The following is a 19,164-nucleotide window of genomic DNA, read 5'->3' on the forward strand; positions in this document are numbered from 1 at the left end:
AGCGGGAGCAGGACGAGGGAGGATGTCGCGATGATCGGAATGGTGCTCGCGGCCGGAGCGGGACGACGGCTGCGCCCGTACACCGACACCCTGCCCAAGGCTTTGGTGCCGGTGGACGGCGAGACGACGATCCTGGACATCGCGCTGGGCAACCTGGCCGAGGTCGGGCTCACCGACATCGTGATCGTGGTCGGCTACGCGGCGGACGCGGTCCGCGAGCGGCAGGCCGACCTGGAGAAGAAGTACGGGGTCACGCTCACCCTGGTGCACAACGACAAGGCCGAGGAGTGGAACAACGCCTACTCCCTCTGGCTGGCCCGGGAGTACTTCGCGCGCGGGGTGCTGCTGGTCAACGGGGACACCGTGCACCCGGTGAGCATCGAGAAGACCCTGCTGGCCGAGCGCGGCCCGGGCATCCTGCTCGCGGTGGACACCCTCAAGCCGCTGGCCGAGGAGGAGATGAAGACCACCTTCGACGCCGCCGGGCAGCTCACCCGCATCACCAAGATCATGGATCCGGGCGAGGCGTACGGGGAGTACATCGGCGCGACGCTCATCGAGCCGCAGGTCGCCGACGCCCTCGCCGACGCGCTGGAAGCGACCTGGCGACGGGACCCGAACCTCTACTACGAGGACGGCTACCAGGAGTTCGCCGACCGGGGCGGGGAGGTGCGGGCGGCGCCGATCGGTGACGTCCCGTGGGTCGAGGTCGACAACCACGCCGACCTGGCCCGCGCGCGGGAGATCGCGTGCCGCTACTAGCTCGGAGCGTCCTCACCCCGCTGCACATCGACGTGCGACGCGGGGCGGTCGCCGACCTGGGCGCGATCCTGGCCGACGGGCGCATCTCCTCCGGGGGCGACGTCGCCGTGGTGGTCGGCCCGGGTCAGGGTGCGCAGATCGCGGAGCTGATCCGACCGTCCCTGCGCTCGGCTGACGTGTTCACCGTCTCCGGCGGGACGCTTGACGCCGCCGACGACCTGGGCGGCAAACTCCGCTCCCGGTCGTACGACGCGGTCGTCGGCATCGGAGGCGGCAAGACCATCGACGTGGCCAAGTACGCGGCGACCCGCCGTGGGCTGCCGATGGTGTCGGTGGCGACGAGCCTCGCCAACGACGGGATCGCCTCCCCGGTGGCCAGCCTGATCACCGACGGGATCAAGGGGTCCTACGGCGTGCACATCCCGATCGGGGTGATCGTCGACCTGGACTTCGTGGAGAGCGGCCCGGACCGGCACAACCGGGCCGGCATCGGCGACGTGATCAGCAACATCAGCGCGCTCGCCGACTGGGAGCTGTCCCGGCAGGTACGCGGCGAACCCGTCGACGGGCTGGCCGCCTCGCTCTCGCGAGCGGGCGCCGAAGCGGTGCTCAATCACCCCGGCGACATGAGCGACGACGCCTTCGTGATCGTCCTCGCCGAGGCGTTGATCTCCAGCGGCCTGGCGATGGCTGTCGACGGCACCAGCCGGCCGTGCAGCGGAGGCTGCCACGAGATCATGCACGCGGTCGACTCGCTCTTCCCCGGCACCGCCTCGCACGGCGAGCTGGCCGGGCTGGGCGCGCTGTTCTGCACCTGGCTGCGCGGCGACCTGCGCCGATTCCGGGAGATGTCGGCCTGCCTGACCCGCCACGGTCTGCCCCGACTCCCCGCCGAGGTGGGGCTCACCGACGACCAGTTCGTGGAGGCGGTGCAGTTCGCTCCGCGTACCCGACCGGACCGGTACACGATCCTCGAGCACCTGGCCCTGTCGCCTACCGAGACGCGGGAGCGGCTGGCAGACTACGCCGGTGCAATCCGCGACCAGCTTGGCTGAGCCCCGTCCCACCGTCGCCGACTTCCACCGGGTGAACCGGGGCGGCGGCCTGTTCAGCGAGTCGATCAGCCAGTGGCTGGGGGCCGTCTTCGCGCTCGTCGCCCAGCGGCTCGGGCTGCGCCCGACGGCGTTGACGATCACCAACCTGGTGCTCGGACTGGCCACCTCGGTCACCGTGGTGGCGCTCGCCGAGCCGGTCGCCGACGGGGACGTACCGGCCTGGGTGGTCGGCCTGCTCGCCCTGGTCGGCTGGCAGGTCGCGTACTCCCTGGACTGCGCCGACGGGCAGCTCGCCCGCGTGACCGGCCAGGGCAGCGCGGCCGGCGCCCGCATCGACATCCTCTGCGACGTGGCCGCGCAGATCGCCCTGGTGGCAGCCCTGGCCGCCACCGCCGCGGCGCAGGAGCCGTCCACGCCGACCTGGCTGGTGGCGACCTTCGCCGGCACCTGGATGGTCAACCTGGTGACGTCGGTGATGCAGGCCGGCCCGAACGCGGCAAGCATGGTCACCTCGACCTCGCTGCCGGTACGCCTCGTGAAGCTGGTCCGCGACTACGGCGCGGTGGTCTTCGTGGCCGCCCTGGTGCTGGCCGTGGCCCCCGCGCTGGTCCTGTGGGTGCTTGTCGCGTTCACAGTCGTCAACGGCGGCTTCCTGCTGGCCAGCATCGCCTTCTCCGCCCGCGCCTCCCTACGCTGACCCGCGCCCGCGCCCGCGCCCGGGTGGATCAGGTGCGGGTCATGCCCGCGTAGATGTCGATGAGCTGCTTGGTGACCACGTCCGGGTGGAAGGTCCGCTCGTAGCGGGCGCGGGCGGCCATGGCCAGCCCGGACGCCCCGGCCCAGGCCACCGGCAGCGCGGCCGCCAGCGCGGCAGGCTCCGGAGCCACCACCCAGCCGGCCTCGCCGAGACCGATCCCCACCGGCATGGCCGGCCCGCCACCGCCGGCGACCGCGGAGGCGGTCTCGGCCGGGCCGGTGCCGGCGGGCTCGTGCGGGGCGTCCGCTCCGACGAGGTACGGGATGCCGCCCAGCGCGGTGCCGAGCACCGGCCGACCACTTGCCAACGCCTCGATGATCACGGTCGGCAGCACGTCGTGCCACATCGAGGCCGCGATCACCACGGCGCTCGCCTCGACCGCGGCGCGTACCCCGGCGCGGTCGAGCTGACCGAGGTAGACCACGTCGGGTCGCTCGGCGGCGGCGGCCTCCACAAGCGGGCGCAGCTCGCCGTCACCGGCCACGCGCAGCGTGCCCAGCGCACCCACCGGGTGTCGACGCCAGGCGTCCAACAGCAGGTCGACGCCCTTCTCGGGCGAGAGCCGGGCCATGTAGAGGAAACCGTCACCCAGCGGCGCCGGCCGGCCCGGATCGGGTACGGCATTCGGCTTCACGACGATCCGATCGTCCGGAATGCCGTAGTCGCGGAGGTGGTCGGCGATGGCAGTGGTGAGCGCGACGTACCGGTCCACCGAGCGCCAGGTGCCCCGATGCACGGCCAGGGTGGTCGCCATCAGCGCGCTCTGCGCCGCCGAGTCGCGGTAGCACTTGTGCCTGATCGCCGGCACGCCCAGCGCCCGACCCTTGCAGTCCTGGCAGATCACCCCGTCGCGGAAGTAGATCCCCGACGAGCAGACCTGCCGGTAGTTGTGCACCGTCTGCACCACAGGCACGCCGTGTCGGTGCGCGGTCCGCACCACCCAGGGCGAGATCAGGGGGTACGGGTTGTGCAGGTGCAGGACGTCCGGTCGGTGCTCGGTGAGCAGCCGGCCCAGGTCCTGCTGAGCGCGCGGCGCCCAGATCGGCGAGATCGGCAGCAGCGCCTTGGCCGCCTTCGACATCGACGGGATCTCGTCCGAGCTGCGGATGAAGGGCAGCACCTCGACGCCGGCGGCGGTGAGCTGAGCGATCTCCGAGTCGACCATCGTGTTCTCGCCGGAGGGCTGAGCTTCCCGGTACCGGTTGTGCGCCACCACGATTCTCAACGAGCTCGCCTTTCGTTCGCGATTGCGGGACTCGCAAGCTCATTCCTCGCGCTCACCGGAAAGAAGGCTACCGTTGGCTGGTGCCCGAACTACCGGAGGTTGAGGCGCTCGCGGGTTATCTGCGGCAGCGCGCGGTGGGGCGGCGTGTCGACCGGCTGGAGATCGCCGCGATCAGCGCCCTGAAGACGTACGACCCGGCGCCCGCCGCGGTCGCCGGCCGCGCGGTGGTCGACGCCCGCCGGCACGGCAAGTTCCTCGACGTGGTCATCGAGGGTGATCTGCATCTCGTGGTGCACCTGGCCCGGGCGGGCTGGCTGCACTACCGGGAGGCGTTCCCGGCCACGACGCCGCTGCGCCCCGGAAAGGGTCCGATCGCGGTGCGCGTCCGCCTCGACGACGGCTCCGGCTTCGACCTCACCGAGGCCGGCACCCAGAAGAAGCTGGCCGCGTACCTGGTCACCGACCCGGCGGCGGTCCCCGGAGTGGCCAAGCTGGGCCCGGACGCGCTCGCCGCCGACCTGCCCACCTTCGTCGAGCGGCTGCGCAGTCGGCGCGGGCAGGTCAAGGGGGTGTTGACCGACCAGTCGGTGCTGTCCGGGGTGGGCAACGCGTACTCGGACGAGATCCTGCACGCCGCGAAGCTGTCCCCGTTCGCGATCACCGACCGGCTCACGGACGCCCAGCTCGCCACCCTGCACGCGGCGACCCGGCAGGTGCTCGGCGACGCGGTCGAGCGGTCCCTCGGCCAGCGTGCCGCCGAGCTGAAGGGCGAGAAGCGGTCCGGGTTGAAGGTGCACGCCCGCACGGGGCTGCCCTGCCCGGTCTGCGGCGACACCGTGCGGGAGGTGTCGTTCGCCGATTCGAGTCTCCAGTACTGCGCGACGTGCCAGACGGGCGGCAAGCCGCTCGCTGACCGACGGTTGTCACGACTCGTACGGTGAGTAATTGCACTCGGCGACTACGGAGCGGAATCGGCCAGAGTGAGCCGAAGCTCCCGTCCACCGTTCTCGCCACACGCGCATCCATCGGTATAGTGGCCCGGTCCCCGGCTTCTGAAATGGTGCGGAGCCGGCCAGATCCCGCCGGCACCACCGGTCGCCAATCTCCTTCGGGGCGACGACCGGTCGGAGCCCGCGTGGGAGACTGGGACGGTGGGCGACCCGGGCCCTCACGCCGAGTGAGCGGCCCGTGTCATGCGGGAGGACATGGGTGAGGTGACGGCAAGCCTCCAGCGCCCGGTATCCAACGAAGGCCGGAGCAGACTCGTGCGGCACGTCGACAGCTTCGAGATCCAGCCGCCGACGCCGCCGTCGCACAACGGCGTCCCTCGGTCGGCATGGGCCAGGGCGCGACGCCGTGTCTCCCGCTGGCACCGCCCCTACACCGCGATCCTGCTCCTGCTCGATTTCGGGGCTGCGGCGTTCGCCAGTTGGATCGCGATTCAGCTCTTCGATCAGGCCGCCTCCGGGTTCAACAACCTGAAGCAGGACCCGACCTGGTTCCACACCGTCTCCTACCTGCTGCTCCCTCTCGGCTGGGTCGTCATCCTCTGGAGCAACCGGGCCTACGACAGGCGCTATCTGGGGCTCGGGCCGGACGAGTTCAAGCGGGTGATCCGGGCCTCGGTGACGGTCGCCGCGAGCGTCTCCTTCCTCGCCTTCTCCACCGTGACGCAGCTCTCCCGGTTCACCGTGGGCACGGCGCTTGTCGGTGCGACGCTGCTGATCCTCTGGGGCCGGTTCGTGGCCCGGTGGGCGCTGCACTACATCCGTCGGCGGGCCGGCCAGGCGGCACACCGGATGGTGCTGGTCGGCACCCTGCCGGAGTGCCTGGAGGTCTACGCGGCGGTCACCCGCAGCCCGAACGCCGGGCTGGTCCCGGTGGCGATCCACATCACCGACGGGTACGCGGCGGCCCGCGGGGTGCCGACCCCGGTGCCGGTGCACGCCGGCCGCGACGTCCTGGCCCTGGTCCGCGAGGTCGGTGGGGACACCATCGCGGTCTGCGGTTCGGCCAGCGCGGAGCCGGGCGAGTTGCGCCGGCTGGCCTGGCAGCTCGAAGGCTCCGGGGTGGATCTCGTCGTCGCCCCGCAGCTGACCGACATCGCCGGCCCCCGGGTGCACATCCGGCCGATCGAGGGCCTGCCGCTGCTGTACGTCGAGGAGCCCACCCTCTCCGGGCCGGCGCTGCTGGCCAAGAACCTGATGGACCGGGTCGCCGCGGGCCTCGGCCTGCTGCTGCTGGTCCCGCTGTTCCTCTCCATCGCCGTGGCGATCCGCATCTCCGACCCCGGTCCGGTCTTCTTCCGCCAGCCCCGGGTGGGCCACGAGGGGCGCACCTTCCGGGTGTGGAAGTTCCGGACCATGTACGTCGACGCCGAGGACCGGCTGGCCAGCCTCACCGACCAGAACGAGACCGACGGCATGCTGTTCAAGATGAAGCAGGATCCCCGGGTCTTCCCGGTGGGTCGCTTCCTGCGGGCCTCGTCGCTGGACGAGCTGCCGCAGTTGATCAACGTGCTCTGGGGGGAGATGTCGCTGGTCGGGCCCCGCCCACTGCCCGCCGACGACGGTGACTTCCTGGGCGACGTACGACGTCGCCTGCTGGTCCGCCCCGGCATGACCGGCCTCTGGCAGGTCTCCGGCCGCTCCGACCTGTCCTGGGACGAAGCCGTCCGGCTGGACCTCTACTACGTCGACAACTGGTCGCTGGCGTACGACCTGAGCATCCTGTGGCGCACCGTCGGCGTGGTGCTCGCCCGCAAGGGCGCGTACTAGCGCGGAGGGCCGCGAGCCGTCAGGATCGCTGCGTGGGTGGCAACCTCTCCGCCGTCGTCGGCGTCGTCTCGCTGGTCACCGCGCTGACCGCAGCCCTGCTGGCGGTGCTGCGGCTGCGCGCCCGACGCGGCATCGCCACCGCCACCCAACGGGCCACCTACGAGGTGCTGCACACCGCCGGGCTGGCTGCCGAACCGCTGCGGGCGGGGCTGAGCGCGGCGGGCGCGACGAAGGCCGTACGCCATCTGCGGGCCCTGGTGGGTGCGGTCGGGCTCGCGCTCACCGACGCCGACGAGGTGCTCGCCCTCGACGGGCGCGGCACGCACCACGGTGAGCAACTGCTCGCGGCGGCCCAGCGGTCGGTGGTCACCGGGCGCTCGACGGTGCTCGGGGAGTCCGACCTGCACTGCGACCGGGTGGACTGCCCGATCCGTGGTGCGGTGGTCGCGCCACTGCACGGGGCGGACGCCCGGGTGGTAGGCGCACTGGTGGCGATCGCCGACAGCGCGCCGGCGCCGGGGCTGGTCCAGGCCACCCTGGAGACGGCGCACTGGGCCGGCAACCAGCTCGCCCTCGCCGAGCTGGACTCGTCCCGGGAGCGGCTGGCGCGGGCGGAGGTCCGGGCGTTGCGGGCGCAGATCAGCCCGCACTTCATCTACAACGCGCTGACCGCGATCGGCTCGTTCGTCCGCACCGACCCGGAGCGGGCCCGGGAGTTGATCCTGGAGTTCGCGGAGTTCACCAGGTACTCCTTCCGGGCGCACGGGGAGTTCACCACCCTCGCGGAGGAGCTGCGGTCGATCGACAGGTACCTGACGATCGAGCGGGCCCGGTTCGGCGACCGGTTGCAGGTGCGGTTGCAGATCGCCCCGGAGGTGCTGCCGGTGACGCTCCCGTTCCTCTGCCTTCAGCCGCTTGTGGAGAACGCCGTCCGGCACGGGTTGTCCCGCAAGCCGGGCACGGGCATGGTGAGCATCGAGGCCCGGGACGCGGGCGCCGAATGCCACATCACGGTGGAGGACGACGGGGTGGGAATGGATCCGACCACGCTGACCGCCGGCATCGCCGAGCTGGCCCGCGGCACCGGCGACCCGGGGGACGACCAGGGCCAGCACGTCGGCCTCTCCAACGTCGACGAGCGACTGCGATCGGTCTTCGGTGACCGCTTCGGTCTGGTCGTCGAGACCGGCCTGGGCTCGGGCACCCGCGTGAGCATGCGGGTGCCGAAGTTCCACCCGGGCGTACGGGCCGGTTCGTGAGCGAGCGAATGCGGGCGACCCGGTGAACGCCTCCGGTTTCCTCCGGGTGCTGGCGGTGGACGACGAGCCGCCCGCGCTCGACGAGTTGGCGTACCACCTGCGGGCCGACCCCCGGGTGGCCCGCCTGCACACGGCCGGGGACGCCACCGAGGCGCTGCGGTTGCTGCGCGACGGCGACGTGGACGTGGTCTTCCTGGACATCCGGATGCCCGGCCTGGACGGCATGGAGCTGGCCCGGGTGCTGCGCCGGTTCGCCCGGCCACCGGCGATCGTGTTCGTCACCGCGTACGACGACGGCGCGGTCGACGCGTTCGACCTGGGCGCCACGGACTACGTGCGTAAACCGGTACGCGCCGAACGGCTGGCCGAGTCGCTGCGGCGGGTGATCGGTTCGCGGGTGGTGCCGTCGCATCCGGCGGCGCTGGCCCGCGCCGAGGAGGACCCGACGATTCCGATCGAGCTGGCCGGCACCACCCGGATGCTGCCCCGTTCGGCGGTGCGTTGGGTGGAGGCGCAGGGGGACTACGCCCGGCTGCACACCGCCGAGGGGTCGCACCTGGTGCGGGTCTCGCTGGCCACGCTCGCCGAACGGTGGGCGGATGCCGGTTTCGTCCGGGTGCACCGGTCGTACCTGGTGCAGTTGAAGTTGATCGCGGAGCTGCGCCTGGTGAACTCCGGGTACGTGGTGGTGGTCGACTCCACCGAGCTGCCGGTGAGCAGGCGACACACCCGGGAGTTGAAGGACAAGCTGGTCAGGGCCGCGAAGCAGGACTGGAGTCGCTGACGCGGGAATACCTCCAGCCTTCCCGTACGTTGTACGATAGTCCGTACGACTATCGGGAGGCCGCCGTGCACGACGCCCCGTTCGACGCCGAGACCGAGTTCGACAGCCAACTCGACCAACTGGTCCGACTGGACTACCCGGCCCTGGCCGGGATGCCCGAGAGCGCGTTCCGCGACCTGGTCGCCCCGCTGCGGGCCCGCGCGGTCCACGGCGCCGCCGGCCTGCCCGCGCCCACCGCCGCCCGAGTGCCGTTCGTGCTGGTCATCACGCGCGACCTGATCGGGGTGGAGCCCCGGCTCGCGCTCACCACGCTGGCCGGCAAGAACAAGCCCGGCTTCCTCGATCGGCACTACGCCGAGGACGACCTGCCGCGCTTCGACCCGATCAAGGAGCTGGAGGTGCCCGCCGGGCCGGCGTACCTCCTCTTCGACGTCGACCGTGGCGAGGAGTTCCGCAACCTCGCCCCCGCCGCGGCGATGGAGGGCATGACCGCCCAGGACCGGCTGCCGCTCACCATCGACGAGGGGCTCGCCTTCATCACCCTCCATCCGGCCGCGCTGGCCAGCAACAGGTGCTTCTCCCTGGTCGGCTCCCGGTGCGGCGACAAGCGGGTGCCGGCCCTGTGGATCAGCCAGGGCGCGCCGAAGCTGGGCTGGTGCTGGTACGGCAATCCGCACACCTGGCTCGGCTCCGCCTCGGCCGGTCCCGTACGGGTCGGTCTGGAGTAACCGGCGGACCTGCTGTCCACCACGGACGGCAGGCTCCTCCCTGCCGGGGCTTCCGCCGACCGAGCCGACCGCTCAGAAGATGTCGGCCAACGGCAGGGCCAGGGGAAACGGCTCGTCGGTGCGGTAGATCTCGCCGACCGGGAGGAGCGCCTGTTCGCGGTAGCCGCCCGGACCGTTCGCGAGCACCGTCAACGTCTGTTTCCGGGGCTCCACCAACCAGTACCGGCCGATGCCGGCGGCCGCGTACTCGTGGCGTTTGAGCACCAGGTCACGGCCGGCGTTGCTCGGCGAGATCACCTCGACGACGAGGAGCACATCGCTCGGGTCGAGCGCGGCGCCGCCGCTGGCCAGCGCGCTCTCCCGAGCGACGAAGAGATCCGGCACGAAGTACGAGGAGCGCTTGGCGCTCACCCCGATGTCCTGACCGACGAGCAGGCCGGCGGGGGCCTGCCGGTCGAGGATCCGACGGAGGCGGTTGGCGATCGCACCGTGGAAGACGTCCGCATGGGGGGACACGAGCAGGCTCCCGTCGAAGATCTCGTAGACCTGGTCGTCCTCGGGAAGAGCCTGGAGGTCGTCCACCGTCCAGGCGTCGCCCCAGCCGGGCCGGGCAGGATTGGTCACCGTCACACCTCCTCTCTACCGAACCACCCTGACAGCTGGCTCGGTCGTCCACAACGAGGCTCGGGGTTCGCTGAGGCCAACCGCAGCGGACCCCGGGTTATCCACAGGGGTGAACCGTTCTCCACAGGTTATTCACAATGCCACCCACTGATCTCCACGGTGGCTCCCTACAGTCAGACCCCATGAAGGAACGCCGCGTCCTGGTCGTCGAGGACGAACGCACCATCGCCGAGTCGGTCGCCGCCCGACTCCGCGCCGAGGGTTTCGCCGTGGAGATCGCCGCGGACGGCCCCAGCGCGGTCGAGCGGTTCCGGACCGGGCAACCGGACCTCGTGGTCCTCGACGTGATGCTGCCCGGCTTCGACGGCCTGGAGGTGTGCCGGCGGATCCAGGCCGTCCGGCCGGTGCCGGTGCTGATGCTCACGGCCCGCGACGACGAGACCGATCTGCTGGTCGGGCTCGCGGTCGGCGCGGACGACTACCTCACCAAGCCGTTCTCGATGCGGGAACTGGCCGCCCGCGTACACGTGCTGCTGCGCCGGATGGAACGGGCCGCGACTCCCGCCCCACCTGCCATCCGCCTCGGCGACATCGAGATCAACGAGGCCGAGCGGCGGGTTCGCCGCTCCGGCGCGGACGTGCACCTCACTCCGACCGAGTTCGACCTCCTGATCCACCTCGCCGGGCGGCCCCGCACAGTGCTGCCCCGGGAGCGGTTGCTCGCCGACGTGTGGGGCTGGGCCGAGGGCACCGGCACCCGCACCGTGGACAGCCACGTCAAGGCTCTGCGCCGCAAGCTCGGCGCCGATCTCATCCGGACCGTGCACGGCGTCGGGTACGCCCTGGAGGTGCCCGCGTGACCAACCACCGACTGGTGGACTGGCTGGACCGGGTGCTGCCCCGCCCGCTGGACCCGGTCCGCTCGATCAAGATGAAGCTCGGCGTCCTACTGGTCGCGTCCTGGGCCGTGGCCATCGGCTACTTCTGGTACGGCATCGGTTGGCTCCCGCCGGGCACGTCGATCACCGTCATCTGCATCGCGCTCGTCACCTCGCAGGTGCTCGCCCACGGGATGACCTCGCCGCTGCGCGAGATGACGGCGGCCGCCGGGGCGATGGCCCGCGGTGACTACACCCGTCGGGTACGCGCCACCTCCCGCGACGAGGTGGGTGAGCTGGCCCAGGCGTTCAACAAGATGGCCGAGGACCTGCACGCGGCGGATCAGCGCCGACGCGAGCTGATCGCCAACGTCTCCCACGAGCTGCGGACGCCGATCACCGCGCTGCAGGGCGTACTGGAGAACATGGTGGACGGGGTGGCCGAGCCGGAGCCGGCGGCCCTGCGCGCGGCGCTGTCCCAGACCGAACGGCTCGGGCATCTCGTCGCCGACCTGCTCGATCTGTCCCGTCTCGACGCCGGAGTGGTGCCACTGCGCCGGGTCCGCATCGACGTCGCGGACTTCCTGGACGAGGCGGTGGAACATGCCACCGCGAGCGCCGCCGGGGCGGGGCTCGACGTGGACTTCCAGCTCCGCGACCTGGCGGCGCCGCTGACGGTACGCGCGGACCCGTGGCGGCTGCACCAGGTGTTCGCGAACCTGCTGGACAACGCGGCGCGGCACAGCCCACCCGGCGGCACGGTGCGGGTGAGCGCCGAGGAACACGCCGGCCAACTCCACTTCGAGGTGAGCGACGAGGGGCAGGGCATCCCGACGGCCGAGCGTTCCCGAGTGTTCGAGCGGTTCACCCGCGGCGACCGGGCGGCCGGCGGCGGGACCGGCCTGGGCCTGGCCATCGCCCGCTGGGTCGTCGAACTGCACGGCGGCCAGATCGGGGTCCTCGACCCGGTCGGCGCCGCCGGGAACTCCCAGCCCGGTTGCCGCATCCGGGTCACCATCCCGAGCAACGGGCCACACCGAGAAGAGGCCGCATGACCAGCCCCGGCAGCATGCCCGCACCGGCGACGGGACCGACCGGTCCGGCGACCGGACCGGTCGGACCGCAGCCCACCCCGCCCGGCCAGACCGGTCAACCCACTCCACCCGGTCAGCCCCGGTCCGGTCCCGGCGCGACGCCCCCGCCGGTGGCCGGCCGGCCGCACCCCTGGCCGCCGCAGCCGTGGCCGTCCCAGTCCGTTCCACCTCGGCCACCGTCGCTACTCGCGCAGCGCTGGCCGGGCCCGACCGGAACCGCCCGTCCGCTGCTCCTGGGCGTGTTGACGGCGGCGGCGGTCGTCGGCGCCTCGGCGCTGACGGTTGTCCGTCCCGGACTGGGCTGGCTGGTCGCCGCCCTCGCGGCCACCGCCGCGCTCGCCACCGCCGCGCTCGCCACCGCCGGTTTCGTCCGGTCCGGCACGCCGTCCCCGGCGCAGGTCACCGAACGGGCCGCGCCTGCCGCTCCGGGGTCACCGCCGGCACCAGGCTCATCGCCGGCACCGTCGCTGGCCAGCTCCGGGCCGACGTCCGCCGCCACGCCATCCGCGACGGAGAAAGCAACTCTCGCGCCGGCCACGACCGCCGTGCCGCAAGCGTCGCCTCCGACCGCCGCGCCTGCCGCTCCCTCAGGGCCCGACACCACCGTGACGCCCGCCACGGCACCACCGCCGGCCGCCACCAGCGCCGCACAGCCGCCGACGGCCCAGCCGGCCGCAACGGCTGCGCCGACCCCGACCGCTCCGCCGACTCCAACCGCTGTGCCGGCGTCGTCCGCGGCCGCGACCACCGTCCGTCCCGGTGCCACGGGGGCACCGGGGCGGGCGGCGCAGGTCGTCTGGGCTGCCGCGACTGTCGCGCTGGTCGCCGTCGGCACGGTCCGGGCCGCCGGTTGGCTCTTCGTACTCTGCCTGCTCGCCGCCGCGGTGACCGCGACGCTCGCGGTGACAGGTGGGCGGACCCCGCTGGGGATGCTGCTGGCCGCGACGCTGCCGCCGGCCGCGACGGTCCGCGCGCTCCCCTGGGCGGTACGCGGGCTGCACGGCACCCGCTCGTCCGGCCCCGGGATCGGGCGGATCGTGACCAGCCTGGCGATCTCGGTCGGTCTGCTGACGCTGTTCGGCCTGTTGTTCTCGTCCGCCGACGCGGTCTTCGCCGACCTGCTGGCGGGCCTCCTGCCGGACATCTCGCCGGGCGGTGTGGTCGGCTGGTTGCTACGCCTCGGGCTGATCGGCCTGGCCCTGCTCGGCGGCGCGTACCTGGTCAGCCGGCCGCCCGACCTGGACAGCCTGCGGGCGAAGCCGGGTCGGCCGGTGCACCGGCTGGAATGGGCCCTGCCGCTGGTGCTGCTCGACGCCCTGTTCGCCGCCTTCGTGCTGGTGCAGTTGACGGTGTTCTTCGGCGGCGCGGGGCACGTGCTGCGTACGGCCGGCCTCACCTACGCCGAGTACGCCCGGAGCGGGTTCTGGCAACTGCTCGCCGTCACCGCGCTCACCCTGCTGGTGATCGCCGTCGCGGCCCGCCGGGCGCCGAAGGCCACCCGTGCCGACCGGCTGCTGGTCCGGGCGCTGCTCGGCGCGCTCACGGCACTCAGCCTGGTCGTCGTCGCCTCGTCGCTCTACCGCATGCAGGTCTACGCCGACGCGTACGGCGCGACGCGTCTGCGGCTCTTCGTGGCGACCGTCGAGCTGTCGCTCGGGCTGCTCTTCGTCCTGGTCGGCGTAGCCGTGGCGCTGCTGCGGGCCAAGTGGCTGCCCCGACTGGTGATCGGCACCGCGGTGCTGGCGCTGCTGGGGTTGGCAGTGGTCAACCCGGACCGGCTGATCGCGGACCGGAATGTCGACAGGTACCTCGACACCGGCCGCCTCGACATCACCTACCTCTCCGGGCTGTCGGCCGACGCCGTACCGGCCCTGGACCGGCTGCCCGAGCCGATGCGCACGTGCGCGCTGCGGGAGATCGCCTTCGAGCTGCCCGAGGACGGTTTGTGGGCGACGAACCTCGGCCGGGAACGGGCCCGTTCCGTCCTGGACGCGACAGGGGTGACCAGCAGCACGACGGACTGCGTCACTCAGGTGCGCTGGTGAGCGCGAACGCTTGACAATCGCGCTGGGCGGGCAAGACTGCCGGGGTGGCCGAGCAACTGTCTGACGTGGGGTCGGGCGCTGCGGTACCGCCGCCCCGGCGCGCCCGGATCGTGTTGGCCGACATCACCCGGCGGGACACCCGCTCCGAGCGGACCCGTGCCGAGTTGGCCCAGCAGACCCAGGTCGGCGAGGCGCTGGTCCGCGGTCTGGTCCGGGCGCAGCTCGCGCTGGCGTTGCGGCTGTCGCTGGTGGTCGTCATCGGGCTGGGCGGGCTGCCCTGGCTGTTCGCCATCGCACCGTCGCTCGGCCGGACCACCGTGGCCGGCGTCAACCTGCCGTGGCTGCTGCTCGGGTTGGTGTCGTTCCCGTTCCTGATCGCGGTGGGCTGGGCGTACGTGCGGCTGGCCGAGCGCAACGAGCAGGACTTCACCGACCTGGTGCAGCGGCCGGAGCGCTGACGTGGGCAACGACTACGTGGTTCCGGCAATCGTCGCGGTCACCCTGGTCACCGTGGGGATCGGCTTCTACGGGCTGCGGCTGGCGCGGACCACGTCCGACTTCCTGGTGGCGTCCCGGGCGATCAGCCCGACCTGGAACGCCGCCGCCATCGGCGGGGAGTACCTGTCGGCCGCGAGTTTCCTCGGCATCGCCGGCCTGGTCCTCAAGTACGGCGTGGACGTCCTCTGGTATCCGGTCGGGTTCGCCGCCGGCTACCTGGCGCTGCTGCTGTTCGTGGCCGCGCCGCTGCGCCGCTCCGGCGCGTTCACGCTGCCCGACTTCTGCGAGCTGCGGCTGGGGTCCCGCCGCCTGCGCATCCTCGCCACGGCTTTTGTGATCTTCATCGGCTGGCTCTACCTGGTGCCGCAGTTGCAGGGCGCCGGGCTCACGCTGGCCACGGTGGCCGGCTCCCCGTACCCCGTGGGCGCCCTTTTGGTGGCCGCTGTGGTCACCGCGAACGTGGCGCTCGGCGGGATGCGGGCGATCACCTTCGTCCAGGCGTTCCAGTACTGGCTCAAGTTGACAGCTCTCGCCGTACCGGTGATCTTCCTGGCGTTGCAGTGGCAGGCCGACGGCCGCCCGGCGGTGACGCCGCCCGACGGGCCGACGTTCCGGGCCGCGACCACAGTCGTGGTCGAGCACCGCGCGACACTCACCCTTGCCGACGGCGACATCCGAGAGGTACGCCCCGGCGACGAGCTGACGTTCGCCGCCGGTGACCCGGTGCCGGAGGTGTCCGGGGTGGCCACCGACGCGGGAGACTGGTTGCTGCCCAGCGCGGCCGGCGACGACGACCGGGGCCTCTTCGGGACGTACTCGCTGATCCTGGCCACGTTCCTCGGCACGATGGGCCTGCCGCACGTGCTGGTCCGTTTCTACACCAACCCCGACGGCGCGGCGGCGCGCCGGACGACGCTCGTGGTGCTGGCCCTGGTCGGCGCCTTCTACCTGCTGCCCACCCTGTACGGGGTGCTGGGCCGGATCTACACACCGCAGCTGCTCGTCAGCGGGCAGACCGACGCGGTGGTGGTGCTGCTGCCCGGTGCGGTCCTCGGTCACGGGTTGGTCGGGCGGCTGCTCGCCGCGCTTGTCGCGGCGGGAGCGTTCGCGGCGTTCCTCTCCACGTCGTCGGGACTGCTGACAAGCGTCGCCGGGGTGATCTCGACGGACGTGCTCGGTCGGGGCTCGGTACGCGGCTTCCGGCTGGCCACCATCATCGCCGGGGGTGTGCCGACGGCGCTGGCCCTGCACGTCTCCGGGCTGGACGTGTCCCAGGTGGTCGGGTTGGCCTTCGCGGTCGCCGCGTCGAGCTTCTGCCCGCTGCTGGTGCTCGGCATCTGGTGGCGCGGGCTCACCGACCTGGGCGCCGCCGCCGGTGTGCTGGCCGGCGGCGGGGCGGCGATCGGCGCGGTGCTGGTCACCGTGCTCGGCCCGCCGCTGTCGGGCTGGCCCGCCACCCTCACGGCGCAGCCCGCCGCCTGGACGGTGCCGCTGGCGTTCACAGTGATGGTCGCGGTGTCGATGGCGACCCGCCGACGCGCTCCGGCCGACGTCGCCGCCACCATGCTGCGCCTGCACACCCCCGAAGCGCTACGCCTCTGAGGCAGCGCGACCGGCGGCTACGTACGGGCTGATCCGGATGTGATCGGCTTACTACACTGCGGCACGTGACAAACCCCTCGGACCTGAGCAGATCGATTTCGGAGCTGCTGTCGACGCTGGACCGCAGCGATGCGAAGGGCGATACGGAGGCAGCGCCCCTGCAGGGCGTCGGCGAGGCGGCCGACGGGATGGTGCGGGTGGTGGCGCTCGCGGGTGGACAGATCGAATCGGTGTGGATCGACCCGAAGTTGATGCGGTCACCGTCGGAGAGGCTGGCCGAGGAGATCCGTACCGCCACCAATGCCGCCCTCACGAACCTGCGGTCCGCGCTTGCCGACGCCGCAGCCGCGCCGGACACGACGGCGATGCTGGAGCAACTGCGTGAGCTGCAGCGCAGCGCCGTGCCGCAGTTGCAGGGCCTCATCGACACCCTCGGCAGCGTCCAGGCCCGGCTATCCACCGGCGGGAGGCCCTGACGTGACCCGGATGGTGGATCCGGACGGGCTGCGCGACGTCGGCACCAACCTCCAGGACATCTCCGACCGTTTCCTCACCGAGCTGCGCACGTTCCTGGCCGACCTGGAGGGGTTCGGCGCGCCGTGGGGAAACGACGACATCGGCAGCCTGATCGGCGCGGCCTGCGAGGAGGTGACCGCGTACGCCGCCGAGTGCTTCGAGTCGGCGATCGAGGAACTCGGCGTGGTCGGCGTCGACCTCAACCGGATGGCACACCTCGTCGAGGAGGACGAGCGGGCCATCACCGCGCACCTGACCGGGCTCGGCCAGGAACTGGGGTGAGCTGTCGTGGGGCTGCAACTGCCGGGTGAGCTGACCACCTTCCTCAGCATGATCGGGTACGACTGGCCGCAGGCGGACGAGACGGCGCTGGTCGAGATGGGCCAGCGCTGGCTCGACTTCAGCGGCACGCTGCAAACCCTGACGACGGAGGCGGGGCAGGCAGCCCAGCCGGTCGGGGCCGGCAACGCGGGCGCCGACATCGACGCCTTCCAGCGGTACTGGACCGAGCGGGACGGCCCGGTGCAGGTGCTCCAGGACGGTGCTCTCGCCGCCACCCTGGCCGGCACCGGCCTGATCATCGTCGGCGCCATCGTGCTGGCCTTGAAGATCCAGGTCATCGTGCAGTTGGTGATCCTGTCGGTGGAGATCGCCCAGGCGGTGGCGACCGCGGTGGCGACGTTCGGCGCCTCGTTGGCGGAGATCCCGATCTTCCAGATGATCACTCGTGAGATCGTCGGCCTGCTGATCGACGAGGTGATCGGCGCGCTCATCGATGGGTAAGCGCGCGCGGGGCAAGTTCATCCGGTCCGCCCTTTCCCACCTGCGGAAACAGAAGGCACGAGCGCGTCGCGGGCAACGGACCGACGGCATGACGCCGGAACGTCTGCGGCACACCCTGCTCGGCGAACGGGACGGGCGAACATCGGGATGGCACCACCGACCGGGCGGCATCGACCCACCCGGAGCGAAGCTCATCAAGGTGACGAAGCGCGATGACCGAACTGGCGTCTACAACGGCAAGGTCGCGATGCAGAACCGACGGAACGGAGAGTGGCAGGAGAAGCGCGGCGGCAGCACCTTCTTCCCTGACCACTGGACACCCCAGGATGTCGACAACGCGGTCACTCGGGGGTTCAACTCTCCGGATGTAGTCAAGGATCCAGAGACGGGACGGTGGTCGGGCAAGTACGACGGAGTCCATCTGAAAGGCTTCTACGATCCGGAGACCGGCACCCTCAGCCACGGCTATCCCACTCTTCCTGGAGGCACTCCTTGAGCGGCATCGAGTTCCACTGGTCCAAGGAGCGCATCGCCGAGTACCACTCAACCGACCGGCGGCTCGCCTGCCTGGGGATGTGGTTGACCGACGACATCCAGAGCGTCCACGAGCTGTGCCTGGATCTGTTGGCCGATCTGGAGGACATCGCCGCCGGGCGCAAGCAGAGCGAAAGCTGGGAGGGCAACGCCTGGGCTGCGGAACTCAGCGCCGAGGGCGTCGACCTACAGAATCTGTGGCGCGATGTGCTGAAGGCCCACTATCCGCTCGGGGAGACCCGCCGCGTGGTGGCCCAGTACTGGCGTTTACTCACCGAGGACCCAGACCGGACGCGGGCGGTGACGGAGTGGGAGCGCGACAACGGCCGCCAGCACCCCTACCAGGGGCTCTGACTGCTTGTGGATCAGTCGGTAGCCCTGGGGTGACCCGTGCCAGCGTGTTTGATCCAGCAGGTGCGGGTGTCGTGGTCGGGGAGATACCAGATGCGACCGCCAGCGGTGACCTCGTACTGCCACTGCGGCAACGCCTTGCCGTTGTGCGCGGCGGCGGCGAGGGAACCCTTGAGCGGGTGTTGACGGCTGGTCGGCGGGGAGGGGCAGGGGTTGGATTCGATGGCTTCGAACGCGGCGCGGGTGTTGGCCGCGGCCTGCCGGCACAACTCCTCCCAGCCTTTGGCCGCATCGTTCGTGGCGAATCGGAGGATGTAGTCACCAGGGCGGGGTGGCGGCGCCGCCCTGGCGCCGCGCTTGGCGCTCACTCGGCGATCGGGCGGGGCACCGCCCCGAAGTCGTCCGAACTGGGTGCTACCAGGACCCGGTGCAGGTCGGGGTCGGCATGGATCTCGGCGGTGTGCCGCCACTCGGTGAGCAGCTGCGATACCGCAGCGGTATTTCCCACCGCTGCGGCGGCCTCCGCCGTCTCGACGAATTCGTTGGCCATCCGCTCGCGGTCTTCGGGTGGCAGGAATCGCACCCACGGCAGCACGGTCGGCAGCGCCTCGCGCACCAGCGTCGGATCCCGGCGCACGACGCTGGCCAGCAGCCGGGCCGTCAGGTCCACCACCTCACCCTCGGCGGCCGCCCGGTCGGCAGACATCAGCACGAGATCAGCGGCGTCGCGGCGTCGTAGGCGCACCGCGCGAGCGCGGGAGAGCCGCTCGGCCGTCTCGGCGGGCTGACGCAGCAGCTCCGAGAACGGCACGGATTCCAAGGGCATTGACACGACATCAACACTACTTCAGAAGTTGAGAGAAGGCTACGAACTACGACTTCAGGATGATCG

Annotated in this window: 22 protein-coding genes; 18 read left to right on the plus strand and 4 right to left on the minus strand. The window is 71.7% G+C overall.

What is annotated here, in order from left to right:
* Nucleotides 1-30 precede the first annotated feature (30 nt).
* The 3 genes from MILUP08_RS00480 to MILUP08_RS00490 are packed head-to-tail and all read left to right on the plus strand — an operon-like array spanning nt 31 to nt 2,514.
* A complete protein-coding gene (locus MILUP08_RS00480) occupies nt 31-762 on the plus strand; it encodes a phosphocholine cytidylyltransferase family protein (RefSeq protein WP_007453659.1) in 732 nt (243 codons plus the stop codon).
* Nucleotides 750-1,817 (plus strand): iron-containing alcohol dehydrogenase family protein, encoded by a 1,068-nt coding sequence (locus MILUP08_RS00485; protein ID WP_007453661.1) that lies wholly within the window; start codon nt 750-752, stop codon nt 1,815-1,817. The genes MILUP08_RS00480 and MILUP08_RS00485 overlap by 13 nt, the downstream gene beginning before the upstream one ends.
* On the plus strand, nt 1,792-2,514 hold the full coding sequence (locus MILUP08_RS00490; protein ID WP_007453663.1) for a CDP-alcohol phosphatidyltransferase family protein: 723 nt from the start codon (nt 1,792-1,794) through the stop codon (nt 2,512-2,514). The genes MILUP08_RS00485 and MILUP08_RS00490 overlap by 26 nt, the downstream gene beginning before the upstream one ends.
* Before the next feature lie 28 nt (nt 2,515-2,542).
* Here the strand turns inward: MILUP08_RS00490 and MILUP08_RS00495 are convergent, their stop codons facing one another.
* A complete protein-coding gene (locus MILUP08_RS00495) occupies nt 2,543-3,799 on the minus strand; it encodes a glycosyltransferase (RefSeq protein ID WP_039905006.1) in 1,257 nt (418 codons plus the stop codon).
* 80 nt (nt 3,800-3,879) lie between these two features.
* Between MILUP08_RS00495 and MILUP08_RS00500 the strand changes: the two genes are divergently transcribed.
* From MILUP08_RS00500 to MILUP08_RS00520, 5 genes are all read left to right on the plus strand, one after another.
* Entirely contained in the window at nt 3,880-4,740 is an 861-nt protein-coding gene (locus MILUP08_RS00500) for an Fpg/Nei family DNA glycosylase (RefSeq protein ID WP_007453667.1), read from the plus strand.
* Between the two features lie 264 nt (nt 4,741-5,004).
* Entirely contained in the window at nt 5,005-6,576 is a 1,572-nt protein-coding gene (locus tag MILUP08_RS00505; protein WP_051065630.1) for a sugar transferase, read from the plus strand.
* Between the two features lie 32 nt (nt 6,577-6,608).
* Nucleotides 6,609-7,835, plus strand: coding sequence for a sensor histidine kinase (locus MILUP08_RS00510; protein ID WP_007453671.1), 1,227 nt, complete (start codon nt 6,609-6,611; stop codon nt 7,833-7,835).
* 22 nt (nt 7,836-7,857) lie between these two features.
* Nucleotides 7,858-8,619: a LytR/AlgR family response regulator transcription factor gene (locus tag MILUP08_RS00515; RefSeq protein WP_007453674.1), complete on the plus strand. Its 762-nt coding sequence runs from the start codon at nt 7,858-7,860 to the stop codon at nt 8,617-8,619.
* A gap of 29 nt (nt 8,620-8,648) precedes the next feature.
* Nucleotides 8,649-9,347 (plus strand): DUF5701 family protein, encoded by a 699-nt coding sequence (locus MILUP08_RS00520; protein ID WP_039905008.1) that lies wholly within the window; start codon nt 8,649-8,651, stop codon nt 9,345-9,347.
* A 72-nt stretch (nt 9,348-9,419) separates the two neighbouring features.
* Here the strand turns inward: MILUP08_RS00520 and MILUP08_RS00525 are convergent, their stop codons facing one another.
* Nucleotides 9,420-9,971 carry a Uma2 family endonuclease gene (locus MILUP08_RS00525; protein WP_167626022.1) on the minus strand — a complete coding sequence of 184 codons (552 nt, stop codon included), beginning with the start codon at nt 9,969-9,971 and terminating at the stop codon, nt 9,420-9,422.
* A 182-nt stretch (nt 9,972-10,153) separates the two neighbouring features.
* Here MILUP08_RS00525 and MILUP08_RS00530 point away from each other — a divergent pair, with 182 nt between their 5' ends.
* The 10 genes from MILUP08_RS00530 (at nt 10,154) to MILUP08_RS00575 (ending at nt 18,275) form a co-directional block, all read left to right on the plus strand.
* Nucleotides 10,154-10,831 carry a response regulator transcription factor gene (locus MILUP08_RS00530; protein WP_007453681.1) on the plus strand — a complete coding sequence of 226 codons (678 nt, stop codon included), beginning with the start codon at nt 10,154-10,156 and terminating at the stop codon, nt 10,829-10,831.
* Nucleotides 10,828-11,904 carry a sensor histidine kinase gene (locus MILUP08_RS00535; protein ID WP_007453683.1) on the plus strand — a complete coding sequence of 359 codons (1,077 nt, stop codon included), beginning with the start codon at nt 10,828-10,830 and terminating at the stop codon, nt 11,902-11,904. The genes MILUP08_RS00530 and MILUP08_RS00535 overlap by 4 nt, the downstream gene beginning before the upstream one ends.
* 758 nt (nt 11,905-12,662) lie before the next feature.
* Nucleotides 12,663-13,988, plus strand: coding sequence for a DUF4153 domain-containing protein (locus MILUP08_RS33560; RefSeq protein ID WP_237747004.1), 1,326 nt, complete (start codon nt 12,663-12,665; stop codon nt 13,986-13,988).
* 44 nt (nt 13,989-14,032) lie between these two features.
* Nucleotides 14,033-14,446 carry a DUF485 domain-containing protein gene (locus tag MILUP08_RS00550; RefSeq protein WP_007453686.1) on the plus strand — a complete coding sequence of 138 codons (414 nt, stop codon included), beginning with the start codon at nt 14,033-14,035 and terminating at the stop codon, nt 14,444-14,446.
* A 1-nt stretch (nt 14,447) separates the two neighbouring features.
* The gene (locus MILUP08_RS00555; protein WP_007453688.1) at nt 14,448-16,088 is read left to right on the plus strand and encodes a sodium/solute symporter; all 1,641 of its coding nucleotides are present in this window, start codon (nt 14,448-14,450) and stop codon (nt 16,086-16,088) included.
* Between the two features lie 65 nt (nt 16,089-16,153).
* Complete coding sequence (locus tag MILUP08_RS00560; RefSeq protein WP_007453690.1) at nt 16,154-16,564, plus strand: YbaB/EbfC family nucleoid-associated protein; 411 nt, start codon at nt 16,154-16,156, stop codon at nt 16,562-16,564.
* A gap of 10 nt (nt 16,565-16,574) precedes the next feature.
* The gene (locus MILUP08_RS00565; protein ID WP_039905013.1) at nt 16,575-16,886 is read left to right on the plus strand and encodes a hypothetical protein; all 312 of its coding nucleotides are present in this window, start codon (nt 16,575-16,577) and stop codon (nt 16,884-16,886) included.
* Between the two features lie 6 nt (nt 16,887-16,892).
* Nucleotides 16,893-17,387 carry a WXG100-like domain-containing protein gene (locus MILUP08_RS00570; RefSeq protein WP_007453694.1) on the plus strand — a complete coding sequence of 165 codons (495 nt, stop codon included), beginning with the start codon at nt 16,893-16,895 and terminating at the stop codon, nt 17,385-17,387.
* 88 nt (nt 17,388-17,475) lie between these two features.
* Entirely contained in the window at nt 17,476-17,883 is a 408-nt protein-coding gene (locus MILUP08_RS34280; RefSeq protein ID WP_167626023.1) for an EndoU domain-containing protein, read from the plus strand.
* A complete protein-coding gene (locus tag MILUP08_RS00575) occupies nt 17,880-18,275 on the plus strand; it encodes a hypothetical protein (protein ID WP_007453699.1) in 396 nt (131 codons plus the stop codon). The genes MILUP08_RS34280 and MILUP08_RS00575 overlap by 4 nt, the downstream gene beginning before the upstream one ends.
* Before the next feature lie 11 nt (nt 18,276-18,286).
* Here MILUP08_RS00575 and MILUP08_RS00580 read toward each other — a convergent pair whose 3' ends face one another.
* Together MILUP08_RS00580 and MILUP08_RS00585 are read right to left on the minus strand one after the other, a co-directional pair.
* Nucleotides 18,287-18,640: a hypothetical protein gene (locus MILUP08_RS00580; protein ID WP_007453701.1), complete on the minus strand. Its 354-nt coding sequence runs from the start codon at nt 18,638-18,640 to the stop codon at nt 18,287-18,289.
* Nucleotides 18,637-19,098, minus strand: coding sequence for a hypothetical protein (locus tag MILUP08_RS00585; protein WP_007453703.1), 462 nt, complete (start codon nt 19,096-19,098; stop codon nt 18,637-18,639). Before MILUP08_RS00585 ends, MILUP08_RS00580 begins: the two co-directional genes overlap by 4 nt.
* Nucleotides 19,099-19,164: the final 66 nt, after the last annotated feature.

This window comes from Micromonospora lupini str. Lupac 08 (assembly GCF_000297395.2).
Lineage (GTDB): Bacteria > Actinomycetota > Actinomycetes > Mycobacteriales > Micromonosporaceae > Micromonospora > Micromonospora lupini.